The following is a 22,501-nucleotide window of genomic DNA, read 5'->3' on the forward strand; positions in this document are numbered from 1 at the left end:
GCACGACGGCCCTGCACATCGTCCCATCAACATTGAACACGACACGACGCAATGGACATCGTCCTTGCGCGTCGATCCGTTCATTAATTTAATTGGAGTCCTTATGAAATCGAAACTCATCGTTACTTTGCTTATCGCAAGCTCGGCGTCGCTGGCAGCATCCGCTTTCGCAAGCGGTTACGGTCCTGCGCCTTACTATCGTCCGGATGTCGGCGCACCGGCTTCGCAGGCTGGCCAAAGCGCTCAAACACTCGCGGCAGAAGCGGCCCAGGCCGGCATGATGGACGAAAAGCGCGCCGGCGTCGGCGGCGACGAAGCGATGACCACGCAGTCGGGCCGCCGCGCACCGGCTGACCGCCAGGGTCCGGTCTATCGCGGAAGCTGATCCGCAGATCGCGAAGCGCCGGTTCGCCGGCGTTTCGCTTCTCGCCTGGTTTGCACGCCCAGGTCGAGCAATGCGGTCGAAAAGAAGCAGCCCATCACCGCAGACAGAATGATGAAAATCGACGCTGCGTCGACGAGCAAGCCGGAGTATTTGAACAGCAGCAGGCAACTCGCGAGCAATAGCAGGTTAAGCAGCAAGCCGAGGACCGCGGACGCTTTCGGCACGGCCCGCACGAATGCCGCAAGACGTGAATCGGTATGCGGCAGATACCAGATGATCAGAATCCCGAATGCGAGCACGAAGATCGTCTCGGCCCACTTGAGCCAGACAGGGCGGCGCAGGAAACGCCCGTCGAAAATCGTCTCGATGATCTGAGCCTGAATCTCGATGCCCGGCACCAGTTCGCCTAGCGCGGTCGTGCGCATGTCGGTGTTGCCCGTTCCCGTCAGCCCGACCAGCACCAGCTTGTTATGAAAGCGTTCGGGATCGACCTGGCCTTGCAGGACGTCGCGTGCGGAAACGTAGCGATGCTGTGTCGAGCGTATCGACGCGAAATGCAGCCAGATGTCGCCGTCGGGTTGCGTTGGAACCTGCACATCGGCGACGCCGACTGACTGCATGCCCGCCGTGTCCGCATACACATCGACGGCCGCCGAGCCCGTGACGACGCGCAGTATTTCGATGGGCATGCACGGCACGAGCTTGTCGCCCAACCCGAGGATGAGAGGAATGCGCCGGACGGTGCCCTGTTCGAGCGCGACATTCAGCATCGCCTGTCCGTGCGCCGCCGCCTGCAATTCCGGCAGGCTCGCGAGCACGTAGGTGTACCGCTTCACCCGGTTCAGCGGGTCGACGCCATGCACGAGAATCGGCGCGCTGCGCAGGTCGGTGCTGGTGTCGAACGCGGCGTGATCGACGGCGGCGGCACCGAGAACCGAAGGCGCGGCGCGCAGCGAGTTCGCGAGCGTGGTCTCGTGGCGAGGCAGCGCGCGCAAGCCGGCCGCGAGCGCGGCGGCCGAATCGGGCAGGTTGTCGGCGACCTTGTCGGGCGAGGTCTGATCGGCCTCGGGCATGTAGATGTCGAGGCCGATCGCGAGCGGCTTTTGCGCCGCGATCGCATCGACGAGGCTCGCCAGCCGGTTGCGCGGCCACGGCCATTGACCGACGGCCGCCAGCGTCCGGTCGTCGATCGCGACGATGGTCACGGGTTGCGAGGCTGGGATGCGTGGGAAGCGGCGCTGGTAGTGATCGAATAGCAGTTGCCGCGCCGTGCCGAACGTATCGGGCACCATGTCGTCGAGCTTGTCGAAGAGCGCCGGTCGCGGAATCACGCCGGGCGATTCACTGTACAGATTCAGCAGACTCAGGCCGAGCAGCACCGCGAGCGCGACGGGGCGTCCTTGTCCCGCCCTCATCAGCTTCATGAAAAACACCAGCCATGAGTAGTCGCGAAAGCGTTTCATGTCGGCAGCGGCAGATCAATGCCCGTGACAGGCGCAGTGACGGATCACCCGGATCACTGGATTGTAATGACGACGCGCCGATTCATCTGGTTAGGGACGCCATCCGCCGTATGCACGAGCGGCTCGCGCTTGCCGCGTCCCGCCGTTTCGATTTCTTTCGCCGGGATGCCCGCCTTGACGAGGAACTTCGCGACGGTCTGCGCGCGCTGCAGCGACAGCTTGTCGTCGTATTCCTGCGAGCCCGCCAGGTCCGTATGACCCACGACGGTGAGATGCGGCGCGGGCCACGTCGCGAGGGCTGCTTTCAGTTGCTGGACGGTGGCATTGGACTGCGGCGCGAGTTCCGTGGCCGAGTCGAACAGGAAGTTGATCGTGAAGGTCTTCGGACGCGGCGGCTGCGCGGCGAGCACGTCGCCATAGCGCGCTTCGACATTGGCCGGAGTGGTCGCGGTCTGCTCGATCGCGCCGCCTTTTGCGACTTCGGCCGTCGCGTAAGCCTTGTCGATGACTTGCGTCTTGTTGCCGCTGCGCACGATGACGCTGCCGACCGTGCCGTCCGGATCGGGCAGCAAGGTGATCTTGTCGGGCGTCGAGCTGCATGCGGAAACGAATGCCAGCGTCCCGCAGGTTGCGCACCAGGTGAGCCTTCGGCGCAGTGCCGCGGGCCTCAACGCCCGTTCTCCCCGTCGCCGACCTCGATGATGAATTCGGTGCCGCGCACGCCGAGCGTCGTGGTCGGCGTGCTGAAACGCACCGCTTCCGGATGGGCCTTCGCCAGCTTGCCGTCGACGACCGCGAGCGATCCGCGCCGGATCGTCGCGTCGAGCGTGCCGTCATGAGTGGTGGTGTCGAAGGCGAACTGGTTGAGTTCCAGCACCGAACTGGAGCCCTCGGAAAGCAATGTATTGTCGCGCAGCGTGATGCCGACGGAAGACGCGGGGCCCGTCACGATGCGGTCGCTTTTGAACACCTCGCTGCCGACGGCGGCGTCCACGCTTTGCGCTGTGCGCTCGATATGAACCGAGCCTTTGACCGTCTTGACGACGCCGATCGAATCCGCGCCGAATGTGTCGATCGCCGCTGCGCATCCGCAGGCGAGAACCAGTGCATAGTTGACGGCGTGCTTTTGCATGGGTGGCGACCGTGATGGCGGTTGGACGACGCGTGCCAAAGCGAAGGCCGCGCCGGAGACGTCGGCGCGGTTCGTGGTGAACTTCGCGAGAATAACGTCCCGCGCGTAATCGTTCAGTGCGCTGCCGCTCATATCGCGCGGTTATTGGGCGTGTTTCTGGCAGAAGACTTGCAGAGATTCGGGCGCTTTTCGACGCCCGAAACCCCATAACGTCATTTCAACTCGCGAAGCGCGAGCGCAAATAGGTTTGCGTTCGCTGCGACGCTTCAGCGTTCACGCATCCGCGCGTGCCAGGCTCATGTCGTGGAGATTTGCCGCGGACGCGCTGAGCATCTGTGGAATCTCGTCCCTTAGAAACTCGACGAAGGTCTTGATCTTCGCGTCGAGATAGCGGCGCGACGTGTAAAGCGCGTAAGCCGAGAGCGGCTGCAAGTGGTAGTCGGGCAGCACGCGTATGAGCGATCCGTCGCGCAGCGCCGACACGGCCGTCGACATCGGCACCGCACCGATACCGATGCCTTCTTTCAACGCGACGGCAAGCCCGTCCGCCGAGTTGATGCGAAAACCACCGGCCTGCAGATGCACGGTCTCGATGCCGTCCGGTCCTTCGAGCAACCAGCGGTCGGTGGGATAGACGGGCGAGACGAACTGGAAGCATGCGTGCTGCGTCAGTTCATGAACGTTGTGCGGCATGCCGTGCTCGCGCAAGTACGCGGGCGCTGCGCATAGCACGCTATGCACCGTGCCGAGCCGCTGCGCGACGAGGCTCGAATCGGGCAATTCGTCGACGCTCAACTGGACGCTCACGTCATACCCTTCGTCGATGATGTCGGGCATATGCTGCGACAGCGTCAACTCGATGGAGACGGACGGATAGCGCTGCCGGTAGCGAACGATAACGGGCGTGACATAGGTTTGACCGAAGCTCGACGTCGCATGCACGCGCAACTGGCCGGTGGGACGGACTTGCGCATCGGCGGCCTCGGCTTCGGCCTGATCGACGAAGGCGAGAATCTGCTCGCAGCGCTGCAGGTAACGATGCCCCGCTTCCGTCAGCACGACCTTGCGGGTGCTGCGGTTCAACAGGCGCGTGCGCAGATAGGCTTCGAGCGAAGAGACGGCGCGCGATACGGCGGGCACCGTGACGTTCATGCGCTGCGCAGCGCCCGTAAAGCTGCCTTCCTCCGCTACGCGAGCGAAGATCCGCATGTTGGTGAGAGTATCCACTTGTCAAACGCTCCACAGTGCGCGCCGCGCACCTTCTTCAAGCTTGCGCACTGCAAATCTGCAATCGATGTTGATGACGCTTTGCAGAATACGCGATCAATCGATTTGCCGCTGGTAGAGCGCAAAGAGGCCGCCGCAAAGGGCGATGACGATAAGGAAGTAAAAGCCGTCCAATGAACTCAGAAAGCTCGCCTGTTGCGAGACGACGCGGCTGATCTCCACGAGCGCCAGGCCCTTCGCGTCGCCCGCCGTATGACCCAGCCCTTCGAATGCGCGCGTCAGGCTCTCGAAGGAGTTCTGGAACACCGGATTGAACGGATTCACGAACTCGGTCAGGCGTGTCTCATGCACGGCCTCACGGTGCTGTTCGAGAATGATGATCGTCGCTGTCGAGAACGAGTAGGTCAGTTGCTTGACCATGTTCTTGAAGCGGTAACCGTGGTTGTACTCTTCGATCGAGAAGAGGCGGAACGTGAGATTGGCGACGGGCAATACGATGAACACGAGCAGCAGGCCGCGCAGCAGAAGCGGCGGCAAGAGCCACGGCATGCTGACGTCGGGCGGCATGCTCGCCATCCAGGCACCGATCAGCGCGGCGATCAGAAAGCCGGGGACGATCAGCCACCGCTTGTGCTTGATGAGGGGCGACACGCGGAAATAGACGAACGCGACGGCCAGCGACCCAAACGACGTGAGGCCGACCAGCCGCCCCGCGTTCTCGACGGGATATCGAAGCCCGCCTTCGAGAAAGCGCGAGACCAGATAGCTCATCGCATTGCTGATGTAGTAGAACATCACGTACAGCGCGATGCCCGTCTGGAACGTCCGTTCGCGCAACGCGTGAAGCCGCACGAGGGGTGCGGGTTGATGCCATTGATGCCACGCGAACCAGCCGAGCGACAGCAATCCCGCCACCGTCAGCCCAACCAGCATGGGCGAACTGAAGAAAAGTTCGAATCGAACCTGTTGCATCGCGATCTGCAACGCACCCTGCGCGAAGGCAAAGACGATATACGGCCAGAAGTGCGCATCGCCGCGCGCTTCGGGATGCAGCTTGCCCGCAGGCGGCACGACCAGCAGCACGAGGAGCGCAAGGCCGACGGCCGCGAGCGTCGTGCAGGTGAAGAGTGCGCGCCAGTCGAACGAAGCGACCAGATAGCCGCCCACGAGCGGCGCGAGCGCGCTCGCCAGCAGGATCATGCCGAGGAACGCGCGCACCGCCGACGAGCGCCGCTGCGGCGGGAAGTTCGTCTGAATGAGAATGCGGCACGCGCTCATCATCGGGCCGATGAAATAGCCCTGCGCGCCGCGCGCGAAAGCCAGTTCGATCGACGATTCGCTCAGCGCCGCCGCCGCCGAGGCCGCCGCGAACAACAACAGGCACCCGCCGATATAGCGCCGGTAGCCGACCCGCTCGACCCACCACTGCTGCTGAAGAATGGCGAGCACGGAAGCGACGGCATACGCGCTCGACGACCACACGAGTTCATCCGTCGATGCATTGATGCCGCCCGCGATAGTGCTGGTGAAGAACGAGAAGATCGTGTTGTCGAAATACTCGAGGCCGGTGGCGAGCGCGATGGCCCACGGGAAGAGGTCCTCGCGAAACCGCCTGGCGATGAACGGCGTATGTGCGGCTGACATGGCGGTTACGCGCCGCGGGCGCCCGCGCTGCTGTGCGACACCGCCGGAGTGCGCGTAAGGAGCGTGGCGCCGATCGTGACGGCGGTTGGAACTTCGGTGGACATGCGGGAAATGCTGCTGCCATGCGGTCAGGAAGAGCCGCATTATACGTCAACGTGAACGTTCGCGTACAGGTTTGCTCGTGCCACGGAGTTTCCGTGGGCTGAGCGCTAGCTCATTGCATCGAGGGTGTGAAAGACGAAGCGATGCTACAGGTCAACCGCGCAGCACAGCTTCGCCGTGTTCGACATACGCGCGCAGCAGATGATGCGCAATCGCGAACGGCTTCGGCGCCGACAGGTTGTCCGCATGCGTACCCGCGAGCATCGCGGCGACTTCGGCGCGCGTGAACCAGCGCGCGTCTTCGAGTTCGTTGGTGTCGATGACGATGTCTTTGCTGCTGGCGCGTGCGAAGCAGCCGATCATCAGCGACGAAGGAAACGGCCACGGTTGCGACGCGAAGTAGACGACTTCCGCGCATGTCACGTGGGCTTCCTCATGCACTTCGCGGCGCACTGCGTCTTCGACGGTTTCGCCCGGTTCGACGAAACCCGCGAGCGCCGAGTACATGCCCGGCGCGAACTGACGCTGGCGCCCGAGCAGGCAGCGCTCGCCGTCGATGGTCAGCATGATGACGACGGGGTCCACGCGCGGAAAATGGCGCGTGCCGCATGTATCGCAGGTGCGTTGCCAGCCGGCCGTCGTCGCGCGGCTCGGCGCGCCGCAGTTCGCGCAGAAACGATGGCGGCGATGCCAGTCGAACATCGATTTGGCCTGGCCAAGCACGCCGAGCATTTCTTGCGCGACGAGGCCCTGCAAAGCGATCGAGCGCAGATCGATGCGGTCGTGTAATTTTTCTTGCGATTGCCCTTCGTCTTGCGCGAGACCGGATGCGAAACCGAGCGCGAAACGTCCGCTGCCGTCGCTGTCCTGGCCGAGAAACACGCGTTGCAGCGGCTCGCCGAACGCGGCTGCCTCGCTTGCGACGAACCATGCGTCGTGGGTGTCGCCGCGCTTGAGCAAGGGAACATCGCCATCGAAGACGAGAAAGCGCGCGGCGGGAGCGTCGTGCAGGCTGGCTATGAAGGCCTCGTCGTCGCGTTGTTCGGAGCGGCGGTCGAGCAGGTTGAGATTGAAGCCGATGGAAGCGGAAGGGACGATCATTACGTTGGAATGTGGGCCGGGACGATCCGCAAGTATGGCACGGCGTCCTGCCCCGCGCAGACGGCTGGGCGTTCCGGGACGAACCGCCGTCTGCGCGCGAAAGCGTCAGATCTGCTTCACTGCCGCGAGTGCATCGGCGAGTCCTGCGCCCGTAGCGCCGTCTTCGCCGACGCCCGCTGGCACGCCCGCGCCCTTCGGATCGCTCGCCGGGTTCGCGTGGCCCTTCGTCACGTCGCGCGCGGTGCGGCGCAGGATCGCCTTGATGTCGCCAGGCGAGAGGTGCGGGTCCGCCTGCAACAGCAGCGCGCACAGGCCCGCCAACTGCGGCGCAGCCGCCGACGTGCCGCTGAACACCCCCCAGCCGTCGTTGGGCGTGGTGCCGTCGAAGGCAGCGTTCTCGCGGTCGATTTCGCAACCGGCCGAGACGGGCAGCGAGATGTAGGTTGCGTGCGGCAGCATGCCGACCAGCCCGCAGACGTCGGGCACGCTGCGGCCCGAGTAGATCAGGCTCGTGAACGCGCTCGCGTAGTCCGACGCGCGCATCGCGCCGTGCTGATCGACGAACACGCCACCCGCCGAAATGATGTCGGGCATCTGGCCGGGGAACGAATAGTGGCCGTTGCCCGCCGAGAAGACGATCACGATGCCGCGCTTCACTGCGGCCTGAATTTCCGCCTCCAGCGCGACGAGCCCGTTCGGCAGTGTTTTCAGCGGCGTGTCGCCGGGTCCACGCAGGTCGTAGCCGAGACTCACGGAGATCACCTGCGGATCGTGCTTGAGCGCCTCTTGCAAACCTTCGAGCACGGATGCGCCGCTGGTCGGATCGGTTTCGTTGTCGAGCTTCACGCCGATGAAGGTCGCGCCCGGCGCGATCGCGAAGATGTTCGCGGATTCGCCCGTGCCGTGGCCGTTGCCGTCGGTGCGGCGATCGGTGGCACCCGGCGCGAGCACGATCGACGAGGAATAGCCGTGCGCGTTGAAGTACGGATGGCCGTGAGCAAAGCCGCTATCGATCATCGCGATGCGCACGCCTTTGCCCGTGATGCCCTGCTGATGCACGGGCGTCGCGTTGAGTTTGAGCGCGATGTCGGCAGGCGCGGCGAGATGGAAGTAGGGCACGGTGGGCGGCGTCGCGGATGGCGCGCTGGCCTCGCGCGGCTTCTTCGTGGGGGGACGCTTCTTTGCTGCTGTCGTGGTCTTTTTCGCCTTCGTGCTCTTTGCCGCCTTCGCCGCTCTCGCCATGTAGATGTGCGGCCACTGGATATAGACGTCGTCGAGCAGCGATTTGATCGCGGGGTCCGGGTCCCATGGCGCGTTGTCGGGCGGATAGAGAACCGAGCTGAACTGCGCCGCCGACGCGCACGGCGCCTTCATGCGCTTGAGGCGCGTCTGGAACACCGCCTCGAATTGCGCGCGCGTGCAACGCATCGACGCCGACAGCGAGCCGCGGCCCGTCAGCGTGAAGCCGCGCCGCGCGAGTTCGGCGAGCGCGAGGTCGGCCTGCGCGGGATCGGGGATGAACGAGGCGACCGTTTCCGTCGACATGCGCGCGCCGAAGCGGGTAGGCCCGATGTCCTGGCCCGGCCGGTTGAACGTCACGGCAACACGGAGTTCTTCGTTGGCGGCGTCGCCGCGTGCGGGCCGCGCGGCCGCGTCTTTGGGATCGTAGGCCTTCATCGTTTCTTCTCCTGTGTCGACGGGAGTCGGCGCATGGGCGTGTCTGCGCTGCCCCGTCACATGCAAGACGAATGCGGGTTATTCGAATGAAAGATGTTGCGGCGCTTCGCTGATCGACGAGACGTACGGTTGGAGACTCCCCGGCACGGCGAGGGTTCCGCTCGTGCCGGAAGAACAGGAAAAAAGCTGGCGGAATGCGTCATCGGGCATACGCGCGGATAACGTAGCGTGGCCCTCGCCGCTGATCTGCATGCCGAGCTGCTCGGCGGCGAGCCTGGCCGCTTCGCGTGCGGCGTCGGTGCGGCAGGGGTCGTGCAGCAGAAGCTGCAGACGACGTACAGGGCAGGTTTCGTTCGTCATCGCCACCTCCAGATGGGTCGCAACAGAACGCGCCGTTGTGCCTTCAAGAAGGCTTTTGATCTTACGCCTGCTCATGCAGTTGCGCTGCTTTTGTCGTCTGCCGAGGATGTGCCTGCGATTGCGTAATGAAACGGTTGATGGCCGAAGCCAGCGCATGCGGATACTGATACATCATCGCGTGACCGGCCGAGCGCACGACCAGCAATTGTGCGTCGGGCAGCGTGCGGGCGAGCGCTTCGGCGTTCTGCTTTGACAGGATGGTGTCGTCGTCGCCTGTGAGGATCAGCGTGTCGGTGTGCAGGGTGCGCAGTGCGTCGGCGGCGGCATCGTCCTGTTCCCATGCGCGCAGCAGCGCCGTCTGGCCGGCCGTGACGGTCGCGGAGATTGTCGACGACGCGTAGCCGGCGGGTACGAACATGTTCTTGCGGAAGCATTCGCCCGCTTCCTTCGCAGCCGATGGCGGAAAGAGGACCTTCATCACGTCGTTGAATGTCGTGCCCGGCTTGCCCGACAGCGTGGCTTCGACGTCGGGCGCGACGGGCACACCGAGGCGGCCGGGCGCGGGCGCGCTCATCAGCACGACGCGCTGCACGTTCGCGGGATGGTCGATCGCAAGCTGCGTGGCGACTGCGCCGCCCATCGACCAGCCGAGCACTGTCACGTCGCGCAGCTTCAACGTGTCGATCAGCGCGGAGAGGTCGCTTGCCATGTCCTGCACGGTGAAGCTCGACGCCGTCGGCAGCGAGCGGCCCACGCCGCGATTGTCGAAGACGATGACTTCATGATGTTTCGCGAGGTCCGCGAGAAAGGCCGCGTCCCATTCGGAGAGCGTCGCGCGAAAGCCCGTCTGCAGGACGATGGGACTGCCGTGGCCGAAGCGGTAATACGCGATGTCGCCCTGTGGCGTGTGCGCGATCTGCTCGCGGGTGGACGGATCGTGGTCCGGCCGGTTCGCGACGACAGGGCAGGCGTTTTCGAGCGGATAGCTGACGGTCTTTGCGTCGACGGGCGCCGCGATGATGCCAGCGAGCAACGCGGCGAGCGGGACGACGGCATGCAGACGTTTCATGACGATGATCCTTTCGCGGCACGCGGGTGGCGGCGCGCGATCACGCGTTTCGTTTCGCGTTGCTCACAGGAGATGCGAGATTTCCGCATGGCGAACCACTACGGGACGCCGGCTCGAAACACGCTCCGTTTGCCGCGCGAGCCAGTGGTCGATCTTTTCGGCGGCAATCGCGAGCAACACCGAAACGATCATGACGCTCGCGCCGAGTGCGCAAAAGACGAGAAAGGGCGGGTGAAAGTCCATGGTTGCTCCTGATTGCCGTTGATGCTCGATGTCCTTGTTTCCAGCCCGACTGTGCGGTCCTGGCTGGCTGTGACGACATCATGCGTCACGCAAATGAGGAGAAAATTAGCCGCGCGCGGGTAGCGGCCCCGGTGCCCCTGATGCCTACGGCGGAGCGTTTCGGCCCTTTCCGACACCTGCGCGCTCAAGCAGCCAATGCGTGAAAGCGGCCACCTTCTCGACGCGGAATTCGTTCTTCCGATACGACAGAAAATGCGTGTCGCGCTCGAAGCGCACGAACGCGTCGCTGCGCACTTCCATCAGGTCGCCGCGCACGATTTCGCGTTCGGCGAGCCGCATGCTTTCGAGCACCACGCCCATGCCGTCTGCTGCCGCCGAGATGCCGAGCGCCGCGCGATCGAACGAAGGGCGGGGCGTGGTCGGCATGTCGAGCCCGTTGGCCGCGAACCAGTCGGCCCACGTGACGCGGCTCAACTGCGTGTCGATCAGCGTCAACTGGCTCATGCGTGTTGCGACGGGCGTGCCGTCGCTGAGCAGCGCGGGCGAGCAGAGCGGCACGATGGCTTCGCGGCCCAATGGCACGGTGTCGATGCCGGGCCGATCGAGCGCGCTGCCGTACGAAATTTCGACGTCGACTTCCTGCACGCGCGTGAGATCGAGCGGCTCGGCGCCCGTCGACAGGCGGATGGTGATGTGCGGATATGCCTTGTTGAATTCGGGCAGCTTCGGCCCGAGCCATTTCACCGCGAAGCTCGGCGCGCAATGGACGGCGAGCACCTGCGAATCGGGCGCGAGCATGACTTCGCTGCATGCCGCCTCGACGACGTCGAATACGCGGCTCAGGCTTTCGAGCAGGCGCACGGCCTCGGGCGTGGGCTCGATGCGCCGGTTACGCCGCAGAAACAGGGGCCGCCCGAAATACTCCTCGAGTTCTTTCACCTGATGACTAATCGCGGACGGCGTCAAATGCAATTCCTGCGCGGCGAGCGCGAAGCTCTCTAGCCGCGCGGCGGCTTCGAAGGAACGCAGCAGCACGAAGTTTGGCATCCGCCTCATGTGTTTTCCCTTCAGGTGAATGTCATTCATGCTTTCATGAACAACCATCGTTTGTCAACGCGATCGGCAGAAACGACCATGTGCTTACCTAATGTCCACATGTTCAAAAGGAGCCGACATGTCCGAAGTGATGGAAGCCCTATCGAAAGCGATCGACCTCAAGGGCCGCATCTCGATCTATCAGCCCGAGCAGGACGGCCTGATCTTTCCGCAACTGCCGACCTTCGAGAGCCACGCGCAGCATAGGCAGTATCTGAAGGAGCGTCTTGTCGCTGCCTGCCGCGCGTTTGCGCTGCAGGGCTTCGATTACGGCTTCGCGGGCCATCTGACCGTGCGTGACCCGGAGCATCCAGGGCTTTACTGGACGAACCCGATGGCCGTGCATTTCTCGCAGGTCAAGGTGTCGAACCTGATCTGCGCGGACCACGAAGGCAACGTCGTCGAAGGCGACTATGCGATCAATCGCGCGGGCTTCGTGCTGCATGCGGCCGTTCACGAGATGCATCGGGACATCTTCGCGATGTGTCACGCGCATACCGTGTATGGCACCGCGTTCGCATCGCTTGGCAAGAAGCTTGATCCCATCAGCCAGGATGCCGCTGCATTCTTCGAAGACCACGTCGTGATCGGCGAGGAAGCGGGGCAGGTGGCCGTCGAAGTGAAGGCGGGCCACAAGGTCGCGCATGCGTTCACGGGCGTGAAGGCGGCGATTCACCAGAACCACGGGCTGCTGACGGCGAGCCGGCACAGCATCGAATCGGCTGCGTTCTGGTTCATCGCGCTGGAGCGTTGCTGCCAGCAGCAGTTAATGATCGAGTCGACGGGCATCAAGCCGCGCTTCGTGACGGAAGAGCGTGCGCGCTATAGCCGTGAGCATGTCGGCAGCGAGTACATCGGCTGGCTGCATTTCCAGACCATCTGGGATCAGCTTGTGAAGACGCAGCCTGACATGTTCGACTGAAGTACGACGCGGCGGGCGAGATGCAATGTCCGTCCGCCGCAATCAGCTAACGATCAATACACGACGGAGACATCCCCATGAGTTCGATCAGCCAGGACGTGTATCTGGAGCGTTCGGGAGCGGGCGTCTATGCGAAAGTCGCATGGCGCCTGATTCCATTTCTGTTCTTCTGCTATCTGTGCGCTTACCTCGACCGCATCAATGTCAGCTTTGCGAAGCTGCAGATGCTGCAGGATCTCGGGATGAGCGATGCCGTCTATGGGCTCGGCGCGGGGATTTTCTTCGTCGGCTATCTGATGTTCGAAGTGCCGAGCAATCTGATTTTGCTGAAGGTGGGGGCGCGGCGCTGGATTGCGCGGATCATGGTGACGTGGGGTGTGATTTCGGCGGCGATGATGTTTGTGTCGACGCCGACGCAGTTCTATGTGGTGCGGTTTCTTTTGGGTGTGGCCGAGGCCGGGTTCTTTCCGGCGATTCTTTTGTATCTGACGTACTGGTTTCCTGCTGGGCGCCGTAGCAAGGTGACGGCGCTTTTCATGACGGGCATTCCGATGTCGGGTGTGATTGGCGGTCCGTTGTCGGGTTGGATCATGCATTCGATGAGCGGCGCGCATGGTATTGCCGGCTGGCAGTGGCTGTTTTTTCTGGAAGGCATTCCGACTGTGATCGTCGGGATCGTTGCGTTCTTTTATCTTGACGACAAGGTGTCGGATGCGCGGTGGCTGCGTGACGATGAGAAGGCGTTGATCGAGGCTGATCTGCAGGCGGAGAGCGGGCACCATAAATTGCATTCGCTGCGCGATGGGCTTGCGAGTCCGCGTGTGCTGTTGCTGTCGGCGATTTATTTCTTCTTCACGATGGGGTTGTATGGGGTGAGTTTTTGGCTTCCTTCGCTTGTTAAGGCTTCGGGGGTGTCGGGGACTTTGAATATTGGGCTGTTGTCGGCTGTGCCTTATGCGGCTGCTGCTGTGACTATGGTGCTCGTCGGGCGTAGTTCGGATCGGTATGGCGAGCGGCGTTGGCATCTCGCGGTGCCTGGTGTGGTCGGCGCGATTGCGTTGTGTGCGAGTGTCGTCTATGCGCATCAGACGGTGCTTGCGATGATCGCGCTCACTGTTGGGACGATGGGGGTTATTACGACGATTTCGCAGTTTTGGACTGTGCCGCCGGCTGTTTTGCAAGGTACCGCTGCCGCTGGTGGGATTGCGCTGGCTAATTCGGTTGGGTCGATTTCGGGTGTTGTTAGCCCGTATGTGATTGGGTTTTTGCAGACTTCGAGTGGGTCGACTGGGAGTGGTGTCGTCGGGATTGCTGTGAGTATGGTGCTTGGGAGTTTGCTGACGCTTACGCTTCGGCGGGCGCATGTGAATGTTTTTTCTAAGCGGGAGTAGATGGTTGTTTTTGTCTGCGACGCTTGAGGTGGGCGATTTGGCTTTGCGCTGGCATCTGGGTGTTGCCTTCGTGGCGCGGGTGGTTTGGTTTTTTGGGGTTTGCGCTGGCATCCGCGTTACGGTGTTTGATGTTCACGCGTCGCCCCTGTGCGGGGCGGCACCTACTTTTCTTTGCCGCCGCAAAGAAAAGTAGGCAAAAGAAAGCGGCTAACACCGCCAGCCCGTGTGTGTATCCACGGGCCCCCAACGTCCCCACGTTTCACGCGGCAGCATTTCTGTTCGCGTGCGTTGCCAACGCTCCGAACGAGCGCCTCACCCACTTCAAATACCCGCACCAATGCTAGCGGCAGCGAATGGTATGTGCCGCCCAGGTGGCAAACTGTGTGTAGGTTGTCGCGTCGTCCAGGGTAGCGCTCTTACAGGGTGGAGCGCATGCGCTATCGGTTCGAAGTGAGGCGTGCGAGGCACTACGGCCTACACACAGTTTGCCACCTGGGCGGCCGTGGCATAACTGGCATGGCGTGCTCTAGTGCGGGAGGTGAAGCGGGTGAGGCGCACTGCAAGAGCGCTGGCAACGAACGTGGGTCACGTTATTACCGTGTGAAGCGTAAGACCCTTTGGGGGCCCTCAGGCAAACACAAGAGCTGGCGGTGTTAGCCGCTTTCTTTTGCCTACTTTTCTTTGCGGCGGCAAAGAAAAGTAGGTGCCGCCCCGCACAGGGGCGACGCGTGAACAGCAAACACCGTAACGCGGATGCCAGCGCAAGAGCTAGAACAACCAGACCAGCCGCGCCACGGAGCCAAACCCCGAACGCCAGCACAAAGCCAAACCAACCCCAGCGTCGCAGACAAAAAAATCACCCCGCCTTCAACATCTCCCCAAGCCTTGCAACAAGATTCTGCCTCGCACTGCTAGTGTGCAATTCGGTAAGCTCAGCAGCCCGCGCGGCATCGCGCGCAGCAATGGCATCTGCGATGGCCTGGTGCTCATCCCAGATCGAATCCCGCAACCGCGAAGACTGCAGCACAGCGCCCATCACCCGGCGCAAATGCACCCAATGCAACTGCGCACTCTCAACGATCAGCGGATTCCCCGACGCTTCATAAATAGCCGTATGAAAAGCAATATCGGCATCGATCATCGCCTTCACGTCCTTACCCTTCGACACCAGCCGCCCGCGCATGATCAGCGCGCTATCGATCACAGCGCCGCGCTCAGCGGCAAGCTTCGCAGCAAGCGTATCGAGCGCGCCGCGCACCTGGTAAAGATGACTCGTCCATTCGACATCGAGCGGCGCCACCAGCACCCCGCGTCCCGGCGCATCCTGCACGAGCCCGTCCTTCTTCAGCAGACGCAGCGCCTGCAGCACAGGTGAACGCGACACCGCGAACTGCTCCGCGATCTCTTCCTGCGTCAATCGCGTGCCGGGCGCGAGCGACCCGTCGCTAATCGCATCGGCAAGCACGCGATACACCTCCTCGACATAGTCGGGACGGACCTGCAGCTTTTCGAACTTCATTGTCATCGTGAGCCTCTGTACTTTGGATACAGACTACATCGCGCTCGCCAACCGGTCAACCTTAGGTGTAAACCTTGATTGGCGCGGATTCGGCACATGCTTAATCTTTGTATACAGAGTTCGGTATACGTATTCAAACGACGGAAGGCAGTCAAAACGACGGTCTTCAGTTACCCACAGTCAAAAAGGAGCGGTCATGACAATCAAGTCGGAGCAGATGGAGAAGGGCGGCAGCGCAGGCGGCACCGTGGTGAAGAAGCTGATTCCCTACGGCGGCTACTACACGAACAAGATTCCGACGCACGATGTCGAGTTGACCGAGACGGGTCCCGGCACGCCGACGGGTGAATACATGCGCCGCTTCTGGCATCCCGTCTGCATGTCGATGGAACTCACCGACACGCCCCGCTTCCTGAAGATCCTCAACGAAGAACTGGTTGCGTTCCGCGACGGCAGTGGCCGTATCGGCCTGTTGCATGCGCATTGCGTGCATCGCGGCGCGTCGCTTGAATACGGTGCGATCCAGGAGCGCGGCATCCAGTGCTGCTATCACGGCATGGTGTTCGACGTCGACGGCACCTGTCTGCATGCGCCGTTTCCGAAGGGCGAAGAGGCGGAAGCCGAGAAGTACGCATGCTCGATCCGTCAGGGCGCTTACAAGGCCATCGAGCGCAACGGCCTCGTGTTCGCCTATATGGGCCCGCCCGAAGAAGAGCCGCCGTTCCCCGAATGGGAAGGCAACTTCACCGTGCTGCCCACTGACGAACTCGTTCCCTACAGCAACTTCCAGCACTGCAACTGGCTGCAGGTCCAGGACAACGCCGCCGACAACTACCACACGGCCGCGCTGCATGCGGGCAGGAACGTCGTGGGCGGCCACTATCAGGGCACGACGTTCGACGAAGTCGGCGCGGCATCGATGGAAGTGCCGCCCGACATGCAGTTCATTCCCGTGCAGCAAGGCCGCAGTCTCGCCTGCGCGGGCGCGCGTCGGGCGGACAAGGATCATCTGTTCGTGCGCGTACAGCATCAGGTGCTGCCGAATCTGAGCCTGCACGCGTACACATCGGAAGACGGTTTGAACAAGAAGCTATTCAGCCGCTTTCATATGATCCGCTGGACGGTGCCCGTCGATGACGAGAACAGCAAGATGATCGGCTGGCGCGTGATGGGGCCGGGCGTCGATACGCGCGGCGTCGGCGACAAGTCGATGGTCGGCTATGAAACCATCGACTTCCTCGAAGGCCAGGTGGCGATGCGCAGGCCCGAGCGCTTCGGCAAGTACAAGCTCGAAGACATGCCGCCCATTCCGCCCAACCATCGCGAGCGCGCGCACTACAAGGACGCGCAGTACGCGCCGGGCGATTACGAAGCGATCATCAGCCAGCGCCCGATCGCCGTGCATTCGCTCGAACATCCGACCAAGTTCGACGCCGGCCTTTATCTGTTCCGCAAGATGCTGCGCGATGCCGTGCGCGGCACGAATCCGGCGGCGTCGCCGGCGGAGTTTGCGCAGTGGCTGCGCGATGTCGGTGCCGCGCCGAACAGCTATTGCTCCGGCAACGTGTTCGAGATTCCCGAGGCCGCGACCGTCGAAGAAGAGGTCGCGCAGCGCCGCCGCATTTCGAAAGCGGTCGTCGCGATTCTCACGCAGAGCGATCACCTGAAGGGCGATGAGCGGGCCGCGTTCGTGCGCGCAAAGATGGATGAGCTGGAGCAGTCGACGCGCTAGCCGACGAGATGCGGCGCCACGCAGCAGCAACGTGGCGCCGCATCTGCCGACAACGCGCGCAATGCAAGTGCAAGGAGACATCAATTGACAGCATTCAATCAGGCAGCGGCGACACTGGAGTTGTTCGTGCGGCAAATCCGCTATGAAGGCCGCAATATCCAGTCGTATGAACTGGTCGATCCCGAAGGCGCGGAACTGCCGCCATTCACGGCGGGCGCGCATATCGACGTGCATCTTGCGAACGGTGTGATCCGACAGTATTCGCTGTGCAATTCACCCGCGGACCGTCATCGTTATGTGGTCGCGGTGCTGCGTGACGAGAAGGGACGCGGCGGATCGAAGGCCGTTCATGAACAGTTGCACGTGCAGGGCCGCGTGCGCGTGAGCGTGCCGCGCAACAACTTCGAAATCGCACAAGGCGCGCGCAAGGTGATTCTGATCGCGGGTGGGATCGGTGTGACACCGCTCAAGTCGATGGCGCATCAGCTTGCAAATACGGATAACGTGGAATACGAGTTGCACTACTGCGCGCGCGATGCGCAATGCGCGGCGTTCACGGAAGAATTACAGGCTTTCGTCGAACGGGAGCGGCTGCATTTTCACTTCGACGGCGGCGACCCGTCTCGCGGCCTCGATATCGCGGCGCTCTTGCGCGACGAGGCGCAAGACGGCACACATGTCTACTATTGCGGTCCCGCGGGCTTCATGCGCGCCTGCGCCGACGCGTCCGGGCACTGGCCGAAGGATGCTGTGCATTGCGAGCATTTCAAGGCGCCGGAGCGCGCGATCACGCCTGCTGATCGAAAGCCGGGCGAATTCACCGTCGAGATCGCGAGCACGGGTCAACGTCTGCCCGTTCCCATCGACAAGAGCATTGCCGATGTGCTCAAGGCAGCGGGCATTGGCGTGCAGACATCGTGTGAAGCCGGCTTGTGCGCGACGTGCAAGGTGCGTTATCTGAGCGGTGAAGTCGAGCATCAGGACTGCATTCTCGATGCCGCCGACCAGCAGAACTTCCTGACGTTGTGCGTCTCGCGCGCGAAAAGCGAACTGCTGGTGCTGGATCTTTAAACATAAAAAGCCCGCGCACGTGTACCGTGCGCGGGCCTCACTTCATCGAGAGTGATCAGGCTTTCGACAACTCGCCATCCGTGAGACGCCACAGGTCGCGCGGATTGTCATGCTTCAACGCTTCAGGCAGCAGATCGTCCGGGAAACCCTGATAGCACACAGGCCGCAGAAAGCGCTCGATCGACGTCATGCCGACCGACGTAAAGCGGCTGTCAGACGTTGCCGGGAACGGACCACCGTGAATCGACGCATATGACACTTCCTGCGGATGCGCAAACGCATTGATCACGATGCGTCCCGTACGTCGTTCGAGCACGGGCAACAGGCGCGCGGCGAGCGCGTGATCGGCGGAATCGAGTTGCATCGTCGCCGACAACTGGCCGCGGAACTGCTTTGCGATCGCGATCAATTGCTCGACGTCCGATACACGCACGAGCAGCGCAGCCGGACCGAACACTTCTTCCGACAGCGACGCATCGGCAAGCATGCGCGCGCCGTCGACTTCAAGCAGTGCCGCCTGCCCGTCCCATTCACCTTGCGCATCGCCGCCCGCCGCGATGTGTTCCGCGCCGGCGTTTTTGCGCCGCTCCAGATTGTCGCCGTACGACTTCCAGATGCCGGGCGTCAGCATCGTGCGAGCGTGCATGGCTTCGACGCGGGCGATCAGCGCCTGCCGAAGTTCCGTGTAGCCCGGGCCGTCGATCGCAAGCAGAATCGCGGGCTTCAGGCACGCTTGTCCGACGTTGACCAGCATGCGTTCGCCGAAGCCATCGCCGACTGCGCCGCCGCGCGCGGCGAGCGCAGCCGGCAGCACGAAGGTCGGATTGACGCTCGTCATTTCCGTGAACACGGGAATCGGATCGGGACGCTGCTGCGCGCGCCGGAACAGCGCCATGCCGCCGACTTCCGAGCCCGTGAACGTCACGCCCTTGATAAGCGGATGATCGACCAGCGCTTCGCCGATTTCATTGCCGCCGCCGCGCAGCATTGAAAACACGCCTTCGTGCAGGCCCGATGCTTCGACGGCTTGCTGGATCACGCGGCCCATGATTTCGGATGCGCCCGGATGCGCGTTGTGCGCCTTCACGATCACAGGACAGCCGGCCGCCAGCGCGGATGCCGTATCGCCGCCCGCCACCGAATACGAGATCGGAAAGTTGCTCGCACCGAAGATCGCGACGGGGCCGAGCGCGATCTTCTGCATCTGGTGATCCATGCGCGGGCGCGGTTGACGCTCGGGCTGCGCGGGATCGATCGTCGCCTGGCGAAAGCGCCCTTGACGCACCACAGTCGCGAACTGACGGAACTGCGTGGCCGCTTTGGCCGTTTCCGCTTCGAGCTGCGCGGCAGGCAAGCCCGTTTCCAGCGATGTGCGCTGCCCAAGTTCAGGCGCGACGGCATCGAGTCCATCGGCGATGCGTTCGAGAAACGCCGCGCGTTCATCGAGTGACGTGTTGTTGAAACTGTCGAATGCGTCGTCGGCGAGTTGCGCCGCGTGATTCACTTCCGCGACGCCGCCGAATGCAAACTCCGGTTCGATCGCGGCATTCGTTGCGGGGTTCAGTGCCTTCATGGTGCCGGCCGTCGCAGCAACTTCATGCGAGCCGATCAGCAGATTGCCAGTGAGTGTCATACCTGTGCTCCCTTTGCTTCTTTCACTGCGGGCAACGCGGCGATGAGTTCGGCCGTCGTCAGGATTTCATGTGCGAAGGTCGGTCCGTTCAGTTCGTGCGCGGCGCGCATCATCGCTTCCGAGAAAGCGGCCGTGCCGTCGCGCACGAGCGTGACGTGATAACCCAGTTCCATCGCAAAGCGGCTGGTGGATTCAATGCACGTATTGGCGAGCAGGCCGACGGCGATCACGTGCGTGACGCCTTGCTGCTTCAACTGAAAGTCGAGATCGGTGTTGGCGAAGCCGCTTTGCGCCCAGTGCTCCTGCACGATGATGTCGCCATCCTGCGGCACGAAATCGGGATGCCATTCGCCGCCCCACGTTCCCTTTGCAAACGTCTGACGCTGCTGAACCAGACGCTGCGTCGGATTCGGATGATCCCAGTTGTCGTAATCGCCCGGCTGCCAGCGGCGGTGCGGGACGTAGAACACCTGGATACCGGCCTTGCGCGCGGCGGCGACCGTCGCGCGCAGGTTGTCGAGCAGGCGGACGTTGGTGGCGATTTCCTTGATCATCGGAAACAGCTTGCCGCCTTCCGACAGAAAGTCGTTGTACGGATCGACCAGCAACAGGCCGGTGCGCTCCGCGCGATAAACAGTATTGGGCATTTCAGTTCTCCATCGAAAAGGGTGCGTACGAATTCGCGTTCCCCACCCGGCGCCGGCTGCCTTGATCGGACGATGCGTGACGTCTCGCGCATCGCTAACGTGAACGCAGCATATCACTATGAAAATCATAGTGTAAAGTGCGACGTGACTTTGCGGGTCGTTTTGCGATGGCTTCCGATTAGCCCTCAAGGTCCGCCAACAGGCGCGCAGACGGCGTGTGTGTATGCACGCCAATGCCTGTTTGTGTTACTATGAAATTGAGAGTTTCGATGGGGGAAGAATCGTGGCACGTGTCGCAGAGAAGGCTAATACGGTGTGTCCGGTGTCGCGGTCGCTGGATGTCGTCGGCGACCGGTGGTCGATACTCGTCCTGCGGGAGCTGTACATGGGCGCAGCGCGTTTCGAGGAGATACAGATCCAGACGGAAGCGACGCCGCAAATGCTGGCGACGCGTCTGAAGTCGCTCGAAGCGGACGGCATGATCGCGCGCCATCCGTACAGCGAGAAGCCGCTGCGCTACGAGTATCGTCTGACGGAGAAAGGGCGGGCGTTTTATCCCGTGATTCACGCGTTACGCGCGTGGGGTGAAACGTGGTGCAAGGAGAAGCACGAGGACATCGCGGTGCGCTTCGTGCATCGCAAGTGCGGCCACGATGTCGGACTGGCGAACGTGTGTCCGCATTGTGGCGAACACGTCGAGCGAAAGGATCTGGATTCGACGCTGAGTAGCCGCTTCGCCAGCGAGCGCGCCGAGCGGCGCGCCGCGTTCAAGCGGAAGTAGTGCGCGCAGCGTGAAGACGCTGCGCTTCACGCATCAGACGCACTCGGTCTGAACCTCGGTTGACGCCACAGGCGCGGCGGCCTGCGCGACGTTGTTGCGCGTGCGGAAGCTCACCAGCGTGACGAGGCCGAGAATCGCGAGCACGCTGCCGAACCAGAAGTCGACGGGAATACCGGCGTGATCGACGATCGTGCCGCCCACGGACGACCCCACGGCAATCGCCACCTGAATGATGCCGACGAACAGCGCCGAACCCGCTTCGGGCAAATCGGGCGCGGCTTCCTGCATCCATACGCTCACGCACAGCGGAATCGCGCCGAACGCCACGCCCCACGCGAGCACCATACCCGTCACGACGGGCGCCATGTCGTTGAGCAGCGGCATGGTCAGCAACGCGAACATCAGCAGCACGGTCACCGTGGCGAGCGTGCTCTTGAGCCTGCGCGCGACGAACGTCGATACCGCGAAGTTCGAAAAGAAGCCGATGATGCCGAAGCCGAGCAGCACCGCGGTGATGGTCGACGTGCTGAAATGCGCGTTCTGCAGAAACGGCGCGATATACGTGTACGACGAGAAATGCGCGCCGAAAATCAACGCGACCATCAACAGGCTCTTGCGCGGAAACGGACGGCGCACGAGCGTCACGAGATCGGCGAAACGCAAAGCCGCTTTGGAAGGCAGCGACGGCAGCAGCGCAATCTGCGCAATCAGCGCGACGCTCACGAGCACGGCCGTTGCGATGAACGACATGCGCCACGAAGCGAGACTCGCGATGAAGGTGCCGAGCGGCACGCCGATCACCGTCGCGCAGGTGACGCCGGCGAGAATCGTCGCTGTCGCGCGGGGCGCTTCATGTGCTTTCACGAGACGCCCCGCCGCTGCGAGCGCGAGCGTCCAGAAGCCGCCGAGCGCGGCGCCGAGCAGCGCGCGGCCCACGAGCATCATCGGGAAATTCGGCGCGAACGCGGACAGCAGGTTCGACGCGAGCAGCATCACGGTCAGCAGAATCAGAATCAGCCGGCGGTTCACGCGCCCGGCGGCGAGCATCAGGCCCGGCGCGGAGATAGCAGCCATGATGCCGGGAATCGTCACCATGAGGCCGGCTGTGCCCGGCAATACGTCGAAGGTCTGCGCGACTTGCGGCAGGAGACCGACGGGCAAAAATTCCGTCGTCACGAAGGCGAACGCGCCAATCGTTACCGATGCCACCGCGAGCCATGCTCGCAACGGCGAAGACGTCGCGTCGGCGACGTCCAGCGAATTGCTCGTGGCGTTGTTTTCGAAGTTCATGTCTTTATCGCTGATCG

At 62.8% G+C, this 22,501-nt stretch carries 21 protein-coding genes; 6 read left to right on the forward strand and 15 right to left on the reverse strand.

Translation table 11 applies throughout. From position 1 onward, the window contains the following. Positions 1-103: 103 nt before the first annotated feature. Positions 104-385: a hypothetical protein gene (locus C2L65_RS19355; protein WP_042304527.1), complete on the forward strand. Its 282-nt coding sequence runs from the start codon at positions 104-106 to the stop codon at positions 383-385. Here C2L65_RS19355 and C2L65_RS19360 read toward each other — a convergent pair. The 11 genes from C2L65_RS19360 to C2L65_RS19410 form a co-directional block, all read right to left on the reverse strand. Next, positions 370-1,809, reverse strand: a complete 1,440-nt coding sequence (locus tag C2L65_RS19360) for a CHASE2 domain-containing protein (protein ID WP_233446582.1) — start codon at positions 1,807-1,809, stop codon at positions 370-372. The two genes, C2L65_RS19355 and C2L65_RS19360, sit on opposite strands and share 16 nt — an antisense overlap. 92 nt (positions 1,810-1,901) lie before the next feature. Then, positions 1,902-2,519: an OmpA family protein gene (locus C2L65_RS19365; RefSeq protein ID WP_042304525.1), complete on the reverse strand. Its 618-nt coding sequence runs from the start codon at positions 2,517-2,519 to the stop codon at positions 1,902-1,904. Beyond that, positions 2,516-2,980, reverse strand: a complete 465-nt coding sequence (locus C2L65_RS19370) for a FecR family protein (protein WP_042304736.1) — start codon at positions 2,978-2,980, stop codon at positions 2,516-2,518. Before C2L65_RS19370 ends, C2L65_RS19365 begins: the two co-directional genes overlap by 4 nt. Before the next feature lie 273 nt (positions 2,981-3,253). After that, on the reverse strand, positions 3,254-4,207 hold the full coding sequence (locus C2L65_RS19375) for a LysR family transcriptional regulator (protein ID WP_042304524.1): 954 nt from the start codon (positions 4,205-4,207) through the stop codon (positions 3,254-3,256). 96 nt (positions 4,208-4,303) lie between these two features. Further along, the gene (locus C2L65_RS19380) at positions 4,304-5,851 is read right to left on the reverse strand and encodes an MFS transporter (RefSeq protein WP_042304523.1); all 1,548 of its coding nucleotides are present in this window, start codon (positions 5,849-5,851) and stop codon (positions 4,304-4,306) included. 255 nt (positions 5,852-6,106) lie between these two features. Beyond that, positions 6,107-7,054 (reverse strand): NAD(+) diphosphatase, encoded by a 948-nt coding sequence (nudC, locus tag C2L65_RS19385; protein WP_042304522.1) that lies wholly within the window; start codon positions 7,052-7,054, stop codon positions 6,107-6,109. A 105-nt stretch (positions 7,055-7,159) separates the two neighbouring features. Next, positions 7,160-8,731 (reverse strand): S8 family serine peptidase, encoded by a 1,572-nt coding sequence (locus C2L65_RS19390; protein WP_042304521.1) that lies wholly within the window; start codon positions 8,729-8,731, stop codon positions 7,160-7,162. A gap of 78 nt (positions 8,732-8,809) precedes the next feature. Continuing rightward, positions 8,810-9,091, reverse strand: a complete 282-nt coding sequence (locus C2L65_RS19395) for a hypothetical protein (RefSeq protein WP_007580786.1) — start codon at positions 9,089-9,091, stop codon at positions 8,810-8,812. 61 nt (positions 9,092-9,152) lie between these two features. Continuing rightward, the gene (locus tag C2L65_RS19400) at positions 9,153-10,160 is read right to left on the reverse strand and encodes an alpha/beta fold hydrolase (RefSeq protein WP_042304520.1); all 1,008 of its coding nucleotides are present in this window, start codon (positions 10,158-10,160) and stop codon (positions 9,153-9,155) included. Positions 10,161-10,223: 63 nt separating this feature from the next. Next, on the reverse strand, positions 10,224-10,403 hold the full coding sequence (locus C2L65_RS19405) for a hypothetical protein (RefSeq protein WP_042304519.1): 180 nt from the start codon (positions 10,401-10,403) through the stop codon (positions 10,224-10,226). A gap of 144 nt (positions 10,404-10,547) precedes the next feature. Further along, entirely contained in the window at positions 10,548-11,459 is a 912-nt protein-coding gene (locus tag C2L65_RS19410; RefSeq protein ID WP_042304518.1) for a LysR substrate-binding domain-containing protein, read from the reverse strand. Between the two features lie 118 nt (positions 11,460-11,577). On the opposite strand from C2L65_RS19410, the gene C2L65_RS19415 reads away from it, so the two are divergent. Continuing rightward, positions 11,578-12,420, forward strand: coding sequence for a class II aldolase/adducin family protein (locus tag C2L65_RS19415; RefSeq protein WP_042304517.1), 843 nt, complete (start codon positions 11,578-11,580; stop codon positions 12,418-12,420). 77 nt (positions 12,421-12,497) lie between these two features. Further along, positions 12,498-13,811, forward strand: a complete 1,314-nt coding sequence (locus C2L65_RS19420; RefSeq protein WP_042304516.1) for an MFS transporter — start codon at positions 12,498-12,500, stop codon at positions 13,809-13,811. 856 nt (positions 13,812-14,667) lie between these two features. Here the strand turns inward: C2L65_RS19420 and C2L65_RS19425 are convergent. Continuing rightward, a complete protein-coding gene (locus C2L65_RS19425; RefSeq protein WP_042312781.1) occupies positions 14,668-15,336 on the reverse strand; it encodes a GntR family transcriptional regulator in 669 nt (222 codons plus the stop codon). 190 nt (positions 15,337-15,526) lie between these two features. Here C2L65_RS19425 and C2L65_RS19430 point away from each other — a divergent pair, with 190 nt between their 5' ends. Then, positions 15,527-17,062: a Rieske 2Fe-2S domain-containing protein gene (locus tag C2L65_RS19430; RefSeq protein ID WP_042312779.1), complete on the forward strand. Its 1,536-nt coding sequence runs from the start codon at positions 15,527-15,529 to the stop codon at positions 17,060-17,062. Between the two features lie 84 nt (positions 17,063-17,146). Then, a complete protein-coding gene (locus C2L65_RS19435; protein ID WP_042312777.1) occupies positions 17,147-18,133 on the forward strand; it encodes a PDR/VanB family oxidoreductase in 987 nt (328 codons plus the stop codon). 55 nt (positions 18,134-18,188) lie between these two features. Here C2L65_RS19435 and C2L65_RS19440 read toward each other — a convergent pair whose 3' ends face one another. Together C2L65_RS19440 and C2L65_RS19445 are read right to left on the reverse strand one after the other, a co-directional pair. Continuing rightward, on the reverse strand, positions 18,189-19,766 hold the full coding sequence (locus C2L65_RS19440) for an aldehyde dehydrogenase (NADP(+)) (protein ID WP_042312775.1): 1,578 nt from the start codon (positions 19,764-19,766) through the stop codon (positions 18,189-18,191). Further along, positions 19,763-20,413 carry a cysteine hydrolase family protein gene (locus C2L65_RS19445; RefSeq protein ID WP_042312772.1) on the reverse strand — a complete coding sequence of 217 codons (651 nt, stop codon included), beginning with the start codon at positions 20,411-20,413 and terminating at the stop codon, positions 19,763-19,765. The genes C2L65_RS19440 and C2L65_RS19445 overlap by 4 nt, the downstream gene beginning before the upstream one ends. Positions 20,414-20,696: 283 nt before the next feature. Between C2L65_RS19445 and C2L65_RS19450 the strand changes: the two genes are divergently transcribed. After that, on the forward strand, positions 20,697-21,194 hold the full coding sequence (locus tag C2L65_RS19450; protein WP_042312770.1) for a winged helix-turn-helix transcriptional regulator: 498 nt from the start codon (positions 20,697-20,699) through the stop codon (positions 21,192-21,194). Positions 21,195-21,227: 33 nt separating this feature from the next. On the opposite strand, the gene C2L65_RS19455 is transcribed toward C2L65_RS19450, so the two are convergent. Beyond that, positions 21,228-22,484 carry an MFS transporter gene (locus C2L65_RS19455; protein WP_042312768.1) on the reverse strand — a complete coding sequence of 419 codons (1,257 nt, stop codon included), beginning with the start codon at positions 22,482-22,484 and terminating at the stop codon, positions 21,228-21,230. Positions 22,485-22,501 lie beyond the last annotated feature (17 nt).

Origin of the sequence: Paraburkholderia terrae, assembly GCF_002902925.1 — a bacterium.
GTDB classification, from domain to species: domain Bacteria; phylum Pseudomonadota; class Gammaproteobacteria; order Burkholderiales; family Burkholderiaceae; genus Paraburkholderia; species Paraburkholderia terrae.

What these genes read in the sequence shown, in the direction of transcription:
- C2L65_RS19380 (WP_042304523.1), bottom strand. Translation starts at nt 5,851, where the DNA reads ATGTCAGCCGCACATACGCCGTTCATCGCCAGGCGGTTTCGCGAGGAC.
- C2L65_RS19420 (WP_042304516.1), top strand. Translation starts at nt 12,498, where the DNA reads ATGAGTTCGATCAGCCAGGACGTGTATCTGGAGCGTTCGGGAGCGGGC.
- C2L65_RS19370 (WP_042304736.1), bottom strand. Translation starts at nt 2,980, where the DNA reads ATGCAAAAGCACGCCGTCAACTATGCACTGGTTCTCGCCTGCGGATGC.
- C2L65_RS19400 (WP_042304520.1), bottom strand. Translation starts at nt 10,160, where the DNA reads ATGAAACGTCTGCATGCCGTCGTCCCGCTCGCCGCGTTGCTCGCTGGC.
- C2L65_RS19455 (WP_042312768.1), bottom strand. Translation starts at nt 22,484, where the DNA reads ATGAACTTCGAAAACAACGCCACGAGCAATTCGCTGGACGTCGCCGAC.
- C2L65_RS19355 (WP_042304527.1), top strand. Translation starts at nt 104, where the DNA reads ATGAAATCGAAACTCATCGTTACTTTGCTTATCGCAAGCTCGGCGTCG.
- C2L65_RS19415 (WP_042304517.1), top strand. Translation starts at nt 11,578, where the DNA reads ATGTCCGAAGTGATGGAAGCCCTATCGAAAGCGATCGACCTCAAGGGC.
- C2L65_RS19360 (WP_233446582.1), bottom strand. Translation starts at nt 1,809, where the DNA reads ATGAAGCTGATGAGGGCGGGACAAGGACGCCCCGTCGCGCTCGCGGTG.
- C2L65_RS19390 (WP_042304521.1), bottom strand. Translation starts at nt 8,731, where the DNA reads ATGAAGGCCTACGATCCCAAAGACGCGGCCGCGCGGCCCGCACGCGGC.
- C2L65_RS19410 (WP_042304518.1), bottom strand. Translation starts at nt 11,459, where the DNA reads ATGAGGCGGATGCCAAACTTCGTGCTGCTGCGTTCCTTCGAAGCCGCC.
- C2L65_RS19445 (WP_042312772.1), bottom strand. Translation starts at nt 20,413, where the DNA reads ATGCCCAATACTGTTTATCGCGCGGAGCGCACCGGCCTGTTGCTGGTC.
- C2L65_RS19395 (WP_007580786.1), bottom strand. Translation starts at nt 9,091, where the DNA reads ATGACGAACGAAACCTGCCCTGTACGTCGTCTGCAGCTTCTGCTGCAC.
- nudC (WP_042304522.1), bottom strand. Translation starts at nt 7,054, where the DNA reads ATGATCGTCCCTTCCGCTTCCATCGGCTTCAATCTCAACCTGCTCGAC.
- C2L65_RS19405 (WP_042304519.1), bottom strand. Translation starts at nt 10,403, where the DNA reads ATGGACTTTCACCCGCCCTTTCTCGTCTTTTGCGCACTCGGCGCGAGC.
- C2L65_RS19430 (WP_042312779.1), top strand. Translation starts at nt 15,527, where the DNA reads ATGACAATCAAGTCGGAGCAGATGGAGAAGGGCGGCAGCGCAGGCGGC.
- C2L65_RS19440 (WP_042312775.1), bottom strand. Translation starts at nt 19,766, where the DNA reads ATGACACTCACTGGCAATCTGCTGATCGGCTCGCATGAAGTTGCTGCG.
- C2L65_RS19425 (WP_042312781.1), bottom strand. Translation starts at nt 15,336, where the DNA reads ATGACAATGAAGTTCGAAAAGCTGCAGGTCCGTCCCGACTATGTCGAG.